The 14,089-nt window shown below is 46.4% G+C and carries 10 protein-coding genes; 7 read left to right on the forward strand and 3 right to left on the reverse strand.

Annotated elements, in window-relative coordinates; genetic code table 11:
• Positions 1-78 precede the first annotated feature (78 nt).
• The 5 genes from rlmD to eno all read left to right on the forward strand — a co-directional run bounded on the left by rlmD (position 79) and on the right by eno (position 7,804).
• Positions 79-1,407, forward strand: coding sequence for a 23S rRNA (uracil(1939)-C(5))-methyltransferase RlmD (gene rlmD, locus RH86_RS07320; protein WP_009385759.1), 1,329 nt, complete (start codon positions 79-81; stop codon positions 1,405-1,407).
• 75 nt (positions 1,408-1,482) lie between these two features.
• Positions 1,483-3,705, forward strand: coding sequence for a GTP diphosphokinase (gene relA, locus RH86_RS07325; RefSeq protein ID WP_009385760.1), 2,223 nt, complete (start codon positions 1,483-1,485; stop codon positions 3,703-3,705).
• A 77-nt stretch (positions 3,706-3,782) separates the two neighbouring features.
• Positions 3,783-4,580 carry a nucleoside triphosphate pyrophosphohydrolase gene (gene mazG / locus RH86_RS07330; RefSeq protein WP_038219418.1) on the forward strand — a complete coding sequence of 266 codons (798 nt, stop codon included), beginning with the start codon at positions 3,783-3,785 and terminating at the stop codon, positions 4,578-4,580.
• Positions 4,581-4,785: 205 nt separating this feature from the next.
• Positions 4,786-6,426: a CTP synthase gene (locus tag RH86_RS07335; RefSeq protein ID WP_005593068.1), complete on the forward strand. Its 1,641-nt coding sequence runs from the start codon at positions 4,786-4,788 to the stop codon at positions 6,424-6,426.
• A gap of 76 nt (positions 6,427-6,502) precedes the next feature.
• Entirely contained in the window at positions 6,503-7,804 is a 1,302-nt protein-coding gene (eno, locus tag RH86_RS07340) for a phosphopyruvate hydratase (protein WP_009385762.1), read from the forward strand.
• Between the two features lie 407 nt (positions 7,805-8,211).
• Here the strand turns inward: eno and RH86_RS07345 are convergent, their stop codons facing one another.
• Entirely contained in the window at positions 8,212-9,423 is a 1,212-nt protein-coding gene (locus RH86_RS07345) for a multifunctional CCA addition/repair protein (protein WP_009385763.1), read from the reverse strand.
• A gap of 89 nt (positions 9,424-9,512) precedes the next feature.
• Here RH86_RS07345 and RH86_RS07350 point away from each other — a divergent pair, with 89 nt between their 5' ends.
• Complete coding sequence (locus RH86_RS07350; protein ID WP_038219420.1) at positions 9,513-11,138, forward strand: ExeA family protein; 1,626 nt, start codon at positions 9,513-9,515, stop codon at positions 11,136-11,138.
• Complete coding sequence (locus RH86_RS07355) at positions 11,138-11,941, forward strand: general secretion pathway protein GspB (protein ID WP_009385765.1); 804 nt, start codon at positions 11,138-11,140, stop codon at positions 11,939-11,941. Before RH86_RS07350 ends, RH86_RS07355 begins: the two co-directional genes overlap by 1 nt.
• Before the next feature lie 85 nt (positions 11,942-12,026).
• Here RH86_RS07355 and RH86_RS07360 read toward each other — a convergent pair whose 3' ends face one another.
• Entirely contained in the window at positions 12,027-12,638 is a 612-nt protein-coding gene (locus RH86_RS07360) for a TIGR04211 family SH3 domain-containing protein (RefSeq protein WP_005599222.1), read from the reverse strand.
• A 166-nt stretch (positions 12,639-12,804) separates the two neighbouring features.
• Entirely contained in the window at positions 12,805-14,064 is a 1,260-nt protein-coding gene (locus RH86_RS07365; protein WP_009385766.1) for an inorganic phosphate transporter, read from the reverse strand.
• Positions 14,065-14,089 lie beyond the last annotated feature (25 nt).

Consider the following 14,089-nt stretch of genomic DNA (forward strand, 5'->3'; position numbering starts at 1 on the left):
ACTCGGCTCACACAATGATCCAGGCTCTAAAAGGTGACGCCTGGACTATTTGCAGCACATAGATAGCAGGCACAAAGCATGGCGCGTTTTTTCCAACCGAAAAAGAAAACACAACTCAACACCAAGCATCAATCCATGACCGTGGATAAATTGGATCACCAAGGTGCTGGCATTTGCTACCAAAACGGTAAGCCTGTGTTTATCGATGGTGCACTCGCGGGTGAGCAGGTTTTGGTGCAACTAACAGAAGACAAAAGTAAGTTTTCGCGCGCGAACTTAATCAAAGTGCAAAAGGCCAGCGAGTTGCGAGTTAAGCCATTTTGTCCGGTTTATGAGCAGTGTGGCGGCTGTAATATGCAGCATCTTGGTTTGGAGTCTCAGCTGGAATATAAGCAACAAACTTTGTCAGAATTGATGAGTAAGTTCTCTGGCCAAAGCTTAGCTCTTGAATCGCCAATCTCGGGGGATGGTCTAGGCTATCGTCGTCGAGCGCGTATTAGCGTGATGGTGGATAAAAAAACGCGTCAGTTGCAGTTTGGTTTCCGCCGCAAGCAGAGTAAGCAAATTGTTGATGTGACGAACTGTCCGGTTTTAGCGCCTGAATTGAATGTGATGTTGCCAGAGCTTTATCAATTATTGCAAGGGTTTACACGCCAAGAGTCCATTGGCCATATTGAATTGGTGAAAGGCGATAACACCAATGTGATGGTTTTACGTCATCTAAAACCTCTGACCAACAAAGAACAGCAGCAACTTGAAGCGTTTGCCGCAGCGCACAACACCAGTTTGTATTTGATGCCGCAGGCTGAACAACTTGACTTAGTGTTAGGTGATGAAGCGCATTATTTAGAAGCGGGCGTAACCATTCCTTTTGCACCCAACAACTTCATTCAAGTGAACCAGAAAGTAAACCAGCAGATGGTTGAACAGGCGCTTAACTGGCTTGAATTGAGTGAAAATGACCGCGTATTGGATCTGTTCTGTGGTTTGGGTAACTTCAGCTTACCACTGGCAAAACAAGTGAAAACTGTTGTCGGTGTTGAAGGTGTTGAGGCGATGGTAGAAAAGGCGCAAAGCAATGCAGCGCTAAACCACCTAAATAATGCTCTGTTCTACCAAGCAAATTTAGAACAAGATTTGTCATCTCAGCCGTGGGCTAGAGAAAAGTTTGATAAGATACTGCTCGATCCAGCTAGAGCGGGTGCAAGTGGTATAGTAGACCAGTTATCTCGACTGGGTGCACAACGTGTGGTTTACGTTTCATGTAATCCTGCTACGCTTGCCAGAGATAGCCAAAGCTTGCTGAAACAAGGCTACCAGCTGGAAAAGTTGGGTATGTTGGATATGTTCCCACATACAGCTCATCTAGAGTCGATGGCTCTATTTGTTATGCAAAAGCATAAATAAAGGAACTAACGCTAGGTAAAATAGCCTATTAGACAGGGTTAGTCGGTATAAAAATAAGAACTAGGACGAAAAAAGATGGTTGCGGTAAGAAGCGCGCATTTAAATCAAGATGAACAGTTTGAGCTAGAGAAGTGGATCGCTAGCTTGAAGCAAGATGTCAAAACTGCTCAGCGCTTAACTGAAGTGTATCGTCAGTGCGAAACGTTTTTGCAAGACAACGATGACGCACAACTGTTGTTGTGGCGTGGTCGTGAGATGATTGAAATTCTCATCACCTTATCGATGGATAAGCCAACGCTGGTGGCAGCGCAGCTGTTTCCATTGGTCTCTAGTGGTGCGTTGCAGCGTGAGAAACTTGAAGAAGAATACAATAAAGAAATTATCAAGCTGATTGATGGCGTTGAAGAGATGGCCGCTCTTGGCCAACTGAACGTCACCCTTGAAGGCAGCGCGGCATCATCGCAAGTAGATAACGTGCGCCGCATGTTACTGGCGATGGTGGATGATTTCCGCTGCGTGGTCATTAAGTTGGCTGAACGTATTTGTAATCTGATTGAAGTAAAAAAAGCACCGGATGAAGTCCGTCGAGCCGCCGCGCAAGAATGTACCAACATCTATGCACCACTGGCGAACCGTCTTGGGATTGGTCAGTTAAAGTGGGAAATCGAAGATTACGCTTTTCGTTACCAGCAACCAGAAACCTACAAACAGATCGCCAAGCAGCTTTCTGAACGACGTATTGTTCGTGAACAATACATCAAAGATTTTGTCGATGACCTAACCAATGAGATGCAAGCCACCGGCATTAATGCTGAGGTGAGTGGCCGTCCTAAACACATCTACAGCATTTGGCGCAAAATGCAGAAAAAGAGCTTGGAGTTTGACGAGCTGTTTGACGTGCGCGCAGTGCGTATCATCGCCGACAAACTGCAAGACTGCTATGCAGCATTAGGTATCGTTCATACGAAATACAAACACTTACCAAGTGAGTTTGACGATTACGTTGCCAACCCAAAACCGAATGGTTATCAATCGATTCATACTGTTGTTTTAGGGCCTGAAGGCAAAACTATCGAGATTCAGATCCGTACAAAAGACATGCATGAAGATTCTGAATTGGGCGTGGCTGCGCACTGGAAATACAAAGAAGGTGCCAGCGCTGGTCGCAGTGGTTACGATGAGAAGATCACTTGGCTGCGTAAGCTAATTGATTGGCAAGAAGAGATGTCAGATTCTGGTGAAATGCTCGATGAGCTGCGTAGCCAAGTGTTTGATGATCGCGTCTATGCCTTTACTCCGCGTGGTGATGTGGTCGATTTGCCGATGGGGGCCACACCGCTCGATTTTGCTTATCACATTCACTCTATGGTCGGTCACCGCTGTATCGGTGCCAAAGTGGGCGGACGTATCGTCCCATTCACCCATAAGCTATCGATGGGCGACCAAGTTGAAATCATCACCCAGAAAGAGCCAAATCCCTCTCGCGACTGGTTAAATCCATCACTGGGGTTTGTTACATCCGGTCGCGCCCGCGCGAAAATCAATGCCTGGTTCCGCAAACAAAGCCGTGAGAAGAACCTCGAAGCGGGGCGTGAAATCCTTGAGCATGAACTGGGTAAAATTGGCGCAACGTTAAAACACGCTGAGCAATACGCGTTGAAACGTTTTAACGTTAATTCTGCTGATGAATTGTATGTCGGTGTTGGTAGTGGTGATTTACGTATTAATCAAATTATCAATCACATCAACGCCTTGGTGAACAAACCAACCGCGGAAGAAGAAGACAAGCAGGCGCTTGAAAAACTCCTCGAAGCGGAAAACAAACCGTCCACGCCTACGCGTCCAAATAAAGATGCCGTGGTGGTAGAAGGGGTCGATAACCTGATGAATCATTTGGCACGTTGTTGTCAACCGATCCCAGGCGATCAAATCTGTGGCTACATTACTCAAGGTCGCGGAATTTCAGTGCACCGTGCTGATTGTGAACAGCTTGAAGAGCTACGTCACCACGCACCAGAGCGTATTATCGATACTGTGTGGGGCAGTGGTTTTGCCGGCTCTTACTTATTGACTTTGCGTGTTGAAGCGATGGAACGTGGTGGCTTGCTTAAAGAAATCACCACCTTGTTTGCCAACGAAAAAGTCAAAGTAAACAGCATGAAGAGTCGTGTTGATTACCGCACGCAATTATCGATATTAGACTTTGATTTAGAAGTGAATAATGTCGAAGTGTTAGCGCGAGTATCGAAGCGAGTTGAGCAAATTAAAGATGTAATGTCAGTCAAGAGATTGGGATAGCGTCGACAATATTTAAAAGAAATAATGAAAGGTGAGTGGTTATGCTGCTCACCTTTTTGTTTAAGGAAAAAATGAAAATGAGCCACCCAATTGAACAGTTAGAACAGATTATGGCCACATTGCGCGATCCAAAGAAGGGTTGTCCCTGGGATCGTAAGCAAACATTTGAAACAATTGTTCCGCATACGATTGAAGAAACCTATGAAGTGGTGGATGCAATCCATAATCAAGATTGGCCAAATCTCAAGGAAGAATTGGGGGATTTATTGTTCCAAGTGATCTTTTATAGCCAGATTGCCAAAGAGCAAGATTTGTTCGATTTTTCTGAGGTGGTGGAAACGGTCAATGAAAAATTGACCCGTCGTCATCCGCATGTTTTTTCAGCGGTTGAGTTTGATTCTGATGAAGCAATTAATGCAAATTGGGAAGCCGAAAAAGCCAAAGAAAAAGCAAGAGTGGGCAAATCTGAGCAAAGTATTCTAGACTCAATACCAAATTCTCTACCTGCTATTTCGCGTGCTACAAAGATCCAGAAAAAGTGCGCCAGCGTTGGATTTGACTGGGATTCGCTTGGCCCGGTGGTCGACAAAGTTCGTGAAGAAATTGATGAAGTAATGGAAGAAGCGCTGCAAGTTAATGTTGCGCAAGACAAAGTGGAATTAGAGCTGGGCGATTTGCTGTTTGCGACGGTGAATTTTGCCCGCCATCTGCAGGTCAACCCTGAGGTCGCACTTGCAAAAGCAAACTTGAAGTTTGTTAAACGCTTTCAATTGGTTGAACAAAAAGTCGCACAAAATGGCTTGCAAATTGAGCAGTGCGATTTAGCACAATTGGATGGCTGGTGGGATGAAGTGAAGCAAGACGAGCGTAGGTGAACTCTCGCTCAGTGATAAATTGGGGCAAGATTGACCCATCTAATAAGTGGTTGGGGCAGTCGTATCCACCCAGTTTGATTTGAAGCAAAAAATAAAAAATAGTGGTGTGATAGATTTCACGTTGTGGCGGTTAGGTGCTTCTGGTATATTTTTATCCCGTCCAGAAGAAATCTATTTCCCTCATTCAACCAATTTCAGGTTAAACATGACGACAAATTACATTTTTGTTACTGGCGGGGTTGTATCCTCTCTAGGTAAAGGTATTGCAGCTGCATCACTTGCGGCTATTCTAGAAGCTCGTGGTCTTAAAGTGACCATGATGAAGCTTGACCCTTACATCAACGTTGACCCAGGCACAATGAGCCCAACTCAACACGGTGAAGTGTTCGTCACGGAAGATGGCGCAGAAACAGACCTTGATCTTGGTCACTACGAACGTTTCATTCGTACCAAGATGACTAAACGCAATAACTTTACGGCAGGTCGTGTTTACTCAGACGTTCTAGCAAAAGAGCGTCGCGGTGACTACCTAGGCGCCACCATTCAGGTTATCCCTCACATCACTAACGCGATCAAAGACCGTGTAATCGCTGGCTCTCAAGGCCACGACGTTGCGATCGTTGAAGTTGGTGGTACTGTTGGTGATATCGAATCTCTACCGTTCATGGAAGCGATTCGTCAGTTAGCGGTTGAGCTAGGTCGTGAACGTGCAATGTTCATGCACCTAACATTGGTTCCTTACCTTGCTGCGGCAGGTGAAGTGAAAACAAAACCGACTCAACACTCTGTTAAAGAACTTCTTTCAATCGGTATTCAGCCTGACATTCTAGTTTGTCGTAGTGATCGTGCGATCCCAGCGAACGAGCGTAAGAAGATTGCTCTATTCTGTAACGTACAAGAAAAAGCAGTAATCTCAATGAAGGACGTAGATTCTATCTACAAAATCCCTCAACTTATTCATGCTCAAGGCCTTGATGATCTTGTATGTACTCGTTTTGGTATCACTGCACCAGCAGCAAACCTTTCTGAGTGGGAACAAGTAATCTACGAAGAAGCGAACCCAACGGGTGAAGTGACGATTGGTATGGTTGGTAAGTACATTGAACTACCAGATGCATACAAATCAGTTAACGAAGCGCTAAAACACGCTGGTCTTAAGAACCGTCTAAGCGTTAAGATTCAATACGTTGATTCTCAAGATGTTGAGAGCAAAGGTGTTGAAATCCTAGAAGGTCTTGATGCAATCCTAGTACCTGGTGGCTTTGGCGACCGTGGTGTAGAAGGTAAGATTCTTGCAGCGCAATACGCTCGTGAGAACAAAGTACCTTACTTAGGCATCTGTCTAGGTATGCAAGTGGCACTGATTGAATACGCGCGCAACGTTGCGGGTATGGAAGGTGCACACTCAACAGAATTTAATAAAGAGACGAAGTACCCAGTGGTTGGTTTGATCACTGAATGGGTTGATGGTGAAGGTAAAGTTGAAGAACGTACTGAAACTTCAGATCTAGGTGGTACTATGCGTCTTGGTTCACAGCTATGTCACCTTGAAAAAGGCACTAAAGCTCACGAACTGTACGGCAGCGCAACCATTCATGAGCGTCACCGTCACCGTTACGAAGTGAACAATAATCTTCGTCCACAAATTGAAAAAGCAGGCCTAAAAGTGTCTGGTCTTTCAGCGGACAAGAAACTGGTAGAAGTGATTGAGAACCCGAACCACCCATGGTTTGTTGCGGCTCAATTCCACCCAGAGTTCACATCGACACCGCGTGATGGTCACCCACTGTTTGCCGGTTTCGTAAAAGCAGCTGGTCAGTTCCAGCGCGGCGAATTAGAGAAGTAAGGAATACAGGCAGTAGCAGTTATATGTTGCTGCCGTTAATTTTGACATTATATATTCAACGAGAAGGAAACATTCAATGTCTAAGATCGTTAAAGTTCTAGGTCGTGAAATCATCGATTCACGTGGTAACCCAACTGTAGAAGCTGAAGTACACCTAGAAGGCGGTTTCGTAGGTATGGCTGCTGCTCCATCTGGCGCATCAACTGGTTCACGCGAAGCTCTTGAGCTACGTGACGGTGACAAATCACGTTTCCTAGGTAAAGGCGTTCTTAAAGCTCTTGAAGCTGTTAACGGCGCAATCGCTGACGCACTAGTTGGTAAAGATGCTAAAGATCAAGCTGCAATCGACGCAGTAATGATCGAGCTTGACGGTACTGAAAACAAATCTAAATTCGGCGCGAACGCTATCCTAGCGGTTTCTCTAGCAAACGCTAAAGCAGCTGCAGCTGCTAAAGGCATGCCTCTATACGAGCACATTGCTGAGCTAAACGGTACTGCTGGTCAGTTCTCAATGCCTCTACCAATGATGAACATCATCAACGGTGGTGAGCACGCTGATAACAACGTTGACATCCAAGAGTTCATGATCCAACCAGTTGGCGCTAAAACTCTTAAAGAAGCAGTTCGCATGGGTGCTGAAGTATTCCACAACCTAGCTAAAGTATTGAAGTCTAAAGGCTACAACACTGCAGTTGGCGACGAAGGTGGTTTCGCTCCTAACCTAAAATCTAACGCTGAAGCGCTAGAAGTTATCGCAGAAGCTGTTGCAGCTGCTGGCTACGAGCTAGGCAAAGACATCACTCTTGCTATGGACTGTGCTGCATCTGAGTTCTTCGACAAAGAATCAGGTATCTACAACCTGAAAGGTGAAGGCAAAACGTTCACTGCTGAAGAGTTCAACCACTACCTAGCTGGTCTAGTTGAGCAATTCCCAATCGTTTCTATCGAAGATGGTCTTGACGAGTCTGATTGGACTGGTTTCAAACACCAAACTGAACTTCTAGGCGGCAAAATCCAACTAGTTGGTGACGATCTATTCGTTACTAACACTAAGATTCTTGCTCGTGGTATTGAAGAAGGTATCACTAACTCAATCCTTATCAAGTTCAACCAAATCGGTTCACTAACAGAGACTCTAGCTGCAATCAAGATGGCTAAAGATGCTGGTTTCACAGCAGTTATCTCTCACCGTTCAGGCGAAACTGAAGATGCAACTATCGCTGATCTAGCGGTAGGTACAGCTGCAGGTCAAATCAAAACTGGTTCTATGAGCCGTTCTGACCGTGTTGCTAAGTACAACCAACTTATCCGTATCGAGGAAGCTCTAGGTGAGCGCGCTCCTTTCAACGGTCTTAAAGAAGTTAAAGGTCAAGCTTAATTCTTAATTGAGTTAACTTAGCTAGATAGCTTTTTAAAACGCTCCACTTCGGTGGGGCGTTTTTTTTGGGCTGAAGAAATGAGAATCGAGGGTTGGGGGGTGAGAGCTGAGAGTTGAGAACGCTTCGCTTTCGAGAAGCGAGAGCGGCACTCGTTTTGTCTGTATCAGTTTGTCATGCCTGAGGCTGACGAAATAAGAATCGAGAGTTTAGAACGCTTCGCTTTCGAGAAGCGAGAGCCTCATTCATTTTGTCTGTTTTAGTTTGTCATTCCATAGACTGACGAAGGAAGGAGTAGGGAATCTTTCTTTGATCTCGAACTGTTTGACTCGATCCCTAACGTGTTCTATTTTCGCTTCTCGCTTCTCGCTTCTCGCTTCTCGCTTCTCGCTTCTCGCTTCTCGCTTCTCTATGCCTCTGCGATCGCGGCCACTCTGCGTTTTTCCATCTCTTCGCGAATCGCGACACCTTTGAATCCATCGGCAATGATGGCTTGGACATCGACCGATAAAGCGGCTTGAAACGCTTGCTCAAAAATCCCTTTTTGTGGGTAATCGATGGTTTCAAATCCCGTTCGGCCACGGCTATCGGCCATGCAGCAGAGCAAGATATCGTCGAGGCGTTCTGTTTTGCGCCAAACATCAAATTTGTTGAGTATCTTGAGCTTGGTAGCCGGTTTTAGTTCCGCAGCCCGATGTATGTTGGAGTGCTGCTCGCAGACTAACAGCGCTAAATCACGGTATTCATTTGGAATTCGGATCCGTTCCGCCAGTTGTTTGATCAGCTTGATGCCAGTGTGGCAATGCATTTTGTGGCTTGGCCACTCTTTCTCAGGTGTCACGCCCTTGCCTAAGTCGTGCACTTGGGCGGCAAAGCGTACCGTGGTTGCGTGGCTCAATAACGCGGCTTGTTTTGCCACCATTAAGGTATGAATACCGGTGTCGATTTCAGGGTGCCACTGCTCGGGTTGTGGAACGCCGAACAACCGATCGATTTCGGGTAACACCACCGCTAGAGCGCCGCAATCTCGCAATACTTGTAAAAACACTTGTGGATCTTGGCAACTCAGTGATTTTTGCCACTCTTGCCAAACGCGTTCTGCCGTTAAATGCTCCAGTTCGCCATCGTCAACAATTTGCGCCATTAAGATCATGGTTTCTTCGGCAACGGTAAAACCTAAATGAGCGAGCTTGGCTGCAAAGCGTGCCACGCGCAGCACCCGCAATGGGTCTTCGATAAATGCATCTGATACATGGCGCAACTTACGGTTGAGCAGATCTTGCTGGCCACCGTAAGGATCAATAATGTTGCCGAGTTCATCTTGCGCCATCGCATTGATGGTCAGATCGCGGCGCAGTAGATCTTCTTCTAATGTGACATCAGGGGCAAAGTAACAATCAAAGCCGGTATAGCCAGCGCCTGTTTTACGCTCAGTACGCGCGAGTGCATGCTCTTGTTTGGTCTTTGGATGGAGAAATACGGGGAAGTCTTTACCCACAGCAGTATAGCCGAATTGCAGCATCTGCTCAGGGGTTGCACCGATGACCACCCAGTCTTGGTCGTATACATCCAGATTGAGTAACTGATCGCGAACCGCGCCGCCAACTAAGAATCTTCGCACTATGGCCTCTCTATCTATTTGAATTGTCTTTGGCTATTCTTGCCAGCAATGTTACTTTCGTTCTCAATAAATTCCCAGCGACCATTATCATGTATAACACTCATTTTGGATTTGTCGAGTTACCGTTTTCCATTGTACCGAACTCACGGTTTCTCTATTTAAGTCAACGTCATAAAGAAGCAATGCATCACCTTCAAGCTGGGTTGGGAGATGGTGGTGGTTTTGCGATGCTGACAGGGGAAGTGGGTACCGGAAAAACCACTGTTTCAAAAGCGATGCTCAAGGCGCTCGATGGCACGACTCAAACTGGCTGTATACTCAACCCGACCTTTAGCAATAGTGAACTGTTGGAAGCGATCTGTGATGAATTTAGTTTAGCCTATCCGGAACAGGCAAGCCTCAAGCAACTGACTCAGCTAATTAAGCAGTTCTTACTCGATAGCTATGCCCAGGGCAAGCAGACCTTACTTTTGATTGATGAAGCGCAGCACCTGTCGGCAGAAGTGTTAGAGCAACTAAGGTTACTGACCAATCTAGAGACGGAGCAACGAAAACTGCTCAAGGTACTATTGATTGGTCAGCCTGAATTGCAGCAAAAATTACAAATGCCGCAGTTGCGTCAACTCGCGCAACGGATCACTGGTCGCTATCATTTGTTGCCACTCGATGGTGATGAAACGGCGAAATACATTCAATTTCGCCTGCAGCTTGCCGGTGGTAACCGCGATCTCTTCTCTACTAAATCACTTAAACATATCGCGCAAGCCACGCTGGGCATTCCGCGGTTGGTGAATTTGGTGTGCGATGCCGCGCTCAAGCGCGCTTATCACCTCGGTGAAGCGCAGCCATCTCAGCAAACCGTTCTTGCGGCGTGTGAAGAGGTGATGAGCTTTCAAGCCAGTTATGCTTCACCCGCGGTAAGCGATAACCAACCTGCGCTGCGTTACGGCTTATCGACGTTACTGTATGCTTCCTTGGGTGGAGCTTTGGCATTGTGTGCTTGGTTTTACGCTCCACAGTATCTGCAACAGCCTTTTCAGCAGCAAGCTCAAATCTATATTGAACAACACTACCCAGCTAAACCAAATCGTGTGGAGCAACAAGAGGTGTTCCCTAGCGAGCTGACAGCGCTGCTAAGTCACAGTAAGCCGTTAGCGAGCCAAATAGATGAGTTGTATAAGGTGTGGGGATATCGCGCCTCTGTGGTCGATACAATGTGCCTAGATAACGCACAGTCCCAGTTTCATTGTCAGAGCTTTCAGGGTTCGTTTGAGCAACTGTTAGCGACTAATTTACCGGCGGTGTTAACCTTAACCGTTGACCAAGCGACCCATTATGCGTTGTTGTATAAAGCCAGTAATGAACAGGTAGAATTATTGATTGATGGCCAGAGAGTGGCATTTGAGCGCCAATGGCTAGATCAAATCTGGTCAGGTGAATATTATTTGATTTGGCAAAAATTGTGGCATCAAGCACTTAAACCGGGCATGAGCGGTCATCCAGTGGCGAGTTTAGATTATCAACTGTCTGAAGTGCTTGGTTTACCAATGGGCGAGACGGAGCGCTACGGCGAAGTATTGAAGCAAAAAGTCACTATGTTTCAGCAATGGCAGGGGTTGAGTGTTGATGGTATTGCTGGGCAGCGTACGTTACAGCGCCTAGAACTATTATCGCAAGATCAAGCGCCGTCTTTGATGTTAAGTGAGGCATTATAATGGCAAACCTAATTGAGCAACTTAGCGTGTCGCAGCAAGGCTATCAGAGTCATCATTCTGCGCCATTGCAATACCATTTAAAGCCAGCGCCAATTCGTCATCGTCGCTGGCCAATGATGCTGAGCTTGCTATTAATGCCTCCGGTTGTGGTGCTGGGCTGGCAAGCTTATAGCGACTATCAAGCTCAGCGAGAGGCTTGGTTGGCTAACAATCAGGGTAAGGTTGAGATTGTGGATCGCTCTGCCCCCTTGGCTATTTTGCCGTATCCGCAGTTTTTAGAATTGGCGGAGACGACTCATCATCAGTTCGATGTGAACGATAACATGCTGGTTGATGACACGTTCTCATCGACGGAGTCAGTTGAGAGTAAAGTGGCGAATCAAGTGAGTAGCCCATCGAATATGGAACCGAGCAAGCAAGCACTTGATGAGCAAGAGGTGAGTGAAGATGACTTACTGAGTGGACTCGATTTAAGCGGCTTATCTCCTGATATCGCTCAGCGTCTACAAGCGGCGATGGCGTCTCCAGAGGCGGAGGTCGACGTAGAGCAAGGTATCGCGGCGCAGGCATTAGCGGAAAACAGCCGTCAGTGGGCGGGTAGATTACCGCCGTTGAATTTCCAAACCCATGTTTACTCAAGTAATGAAGCGAAACGTTGGGTGAAAATTAATGGTGTCGAGTACAAACAAGGTGATCGAATTGGTCATGATGTCGCTTTGATTGCGATTGAGCCACAAGCATGTGTGATTGACTTCCAAGGCGAGATGATACGAGTACCGGCGTTATACGATTGGCAAGGCTAATCGTTATCATCCATTGTTCAAGAAAGCTTGCCGATCATCAGATAATAAAAAAGGTCACGCCAGCGTGACCTTTTTTAATGAATGCTTATGCCCAACCGTTTGGCGAGCGACGCTTGCGCGGTACAAGGTGAGGTAACACCAAGCCGAATAGCAAGCCGATACCAGCAACACCACCGCCATACATAAAGTACTTAAGCAGTAAATCATCTTTTTGCGTATCAAGCTTCGCACGTAGGTTACGAACTTCTGTTTGAGACGCGGTTAACTGCTGGCTCATGTCGCCGTAATTTTTTTCCAGCTCAGAAATCTGGCTGTTACGGGTATTGAGAGAATCGACCAGACCTTCTTTTTCGCGGTTAGCGATGTCGTTAGCGTTAGCCAGCTTCTCTTTCACTACCGAGAGCTCTTTTTCCAGCTTAGGTAGGCGAGTCGACATGCCTTCTTGAGTGGTGATAAAGCTGGTGGATACCCAACCTTTACGACCACGGCTGTCTACAACTTGGCTATAGCCCGACTTTTTGTCCACACTGACAAGATTCACTTTCTCGCCAGCATTGACACTACCAATGATTCGGAACTGGTTGCTTGGACCAGCATGCATATAGGTGAAGAGATTATCAGAGATAAAGCGATCTTTAGCCATTGCAGCAGGTACGGCAATTACACATGCTAAGATCAAAAAAACCAATTTTTTCACGGTAAATCCTTTAACAGTCATCAAGCTTTCAGCGAGGGAGATACTCCCGAACTGCAAATAGTATGAAGTTTTTTTTTCTGGTGCAACAAAGAAGGGAGGCTAAGCCTCCCTTTCTGCGGTCTTGAGTCAATAATGACAGTGCATTTACACAGTCCTGACCTATTGACTAGCCAAATGACGCTTGAATAGCGTAGAAGAATACGACCGCTAATAGTGCGCCAGCTGGCAATGTTACAATCCAAGATGCCACGATGTTACGAATAACACCTAGGTTTAGCGCCGCGATACCACGAGCAAAACCAACACCTAAAATCGCACCAACCAGTGTTTGTGTGGTTGAGATTGGTAGACCAGTACCAGAAGCAAGTACCACAGTGCAGGCTGTTGCTAGCTGAGCGGCAAAGCCACGGCTAGGCGTTAGTTCGGTAATACCAGTACCTACAGTTGCCATTACTTTGTGACCTAGCGTTGCTAGACCAACCACGATACCAAAACCACCTAGTGGAAGGATCCACCATACGATTTCGCTCTTACCGCTAACCGCTCCCATATGTTCAACCGTTGATACAACAGCTGCTAGAGGACCGATTGCGTTTGCAACATCGTTTGAACCATGGGCAAATGCCATTGCACACGCGGTGATTACCATCAATACGCTGAAGATACCTTCTACGCCAGCAAAGCCGTGGTCATCTTCACGGTTAGCAAATTTCTTCTGGATGTAGAAGTAACCGCCAACCATTACTAATGCTGAAACCGCAGCAGCCCAGACCCACGCTTCACCGTTTGATAGGTGTAGACCAACGTGTTTAAGACCTTTCTTAATCGTTACTAGCGCAATCACCATAGTGGTAATGAACATGTAGACAGGTACAAAGCGCTTCGCATTGAGAAGAGGTTTCTCAGTATCGAAGATCAGTCGTTGTGCGCTGACAAAAATCACATAAGCGAAGAAGCCAGAAATAACAGGGGTAACAATCCAGCTACCAACGATGCCTTGAACACTGCTCCAGTCAACCGCTTCAGTACCGACTGATACACAAGCAAAGCCGATGATTGCACCGATAATTGAGTGTGTAGTTGATACCGGCCAACCCATGTAAGAGGCCAGTAATAGCCATGTACCAGCGGCTAATAGCGCTGACATCATGCCGTACACAAGCACGTCAGGTTGAGAAGCGAAAAGAGACGTTTCGATGACGCCTTTACGGATTGTATCGGTTACTTCACCACCGGCAAGGTAAGCACCTGCAAATTCAAAGATCATCGCAATGATGATTGCTTGTTTTACTGTCAGTGCTTTCGAGCCTACTGATGTACCCATCGCATTGGCAACGTCATTCGCACCAATACCAATTGCCATCATGAAACCGAATAAAGCTGCAACAATAATCAGGACAGTGCCGTAGTTCGCAAGGATATCCATCGTAATACCTAGTTGTTTGATAACA

This window comes from Vibrio sp. N418, assembly GCF_000222565.1.
Taxonomy (GTDB): Bacteria; Pseudomonadota; Gammaproteobacteria; order Enterobacterales; family Vibrionaceae; genus Vibrio; species Vibrio scophthalmi.

Coding starts and splice junctions, on each gene's coding strand:
- rlmD (WP_009385759.1), top strand. CDS start 79: ATGGCGCGTTTTTTCCAACCGAAAAAGAAAACACAACTCAACACCAAG.
- relA (WP_009385760.1), top strand. CDS start 1,483: ATGGTTGCGGTAAGAAGCGCGCATTTAAATCAAGATGAACAGTTTGAG.
- mazG (WP_038219418.1), top strand. CDS start 3,783: ATGAGCCACCCAATTGAACAGTTAGAACAGATTATGGCCACATTGCGC.
- RH86_RS07335 (WP_005593068.1), top strand. CDS start 4,786: ATGACGACAAATTACATTTTTGTTACTGGCGGGGTTGTATCCTCTCTA.
- eno (WP_009385762.1), top strand. CDS start 6,503: ATGTCTAAGATCGTTAAAGTTCTAGGTCGTGAAATCATCGATTCACGT.
- RH86_RS07350 (WP_038219420.1), top strand. CDS start 9,513: ATGTATAACACTCATTTTGGATTTGTCGAGTTACCGTTTTCCATTGTA.
- RH86_RS07355 (WP_009385765.1), top strand. CDS start 11,138: ATGGCAAACCTAATTGAGCAACTTAGCGTGTCGCAGCAAGGCTATCAG.
- RH86_RS07365 (WP_009385766.1), bottom strand. CDS start 14,064: ATGGATATCCTTGCGAACTACGGCACTGTCCTGATTATTGTTGCAGCT.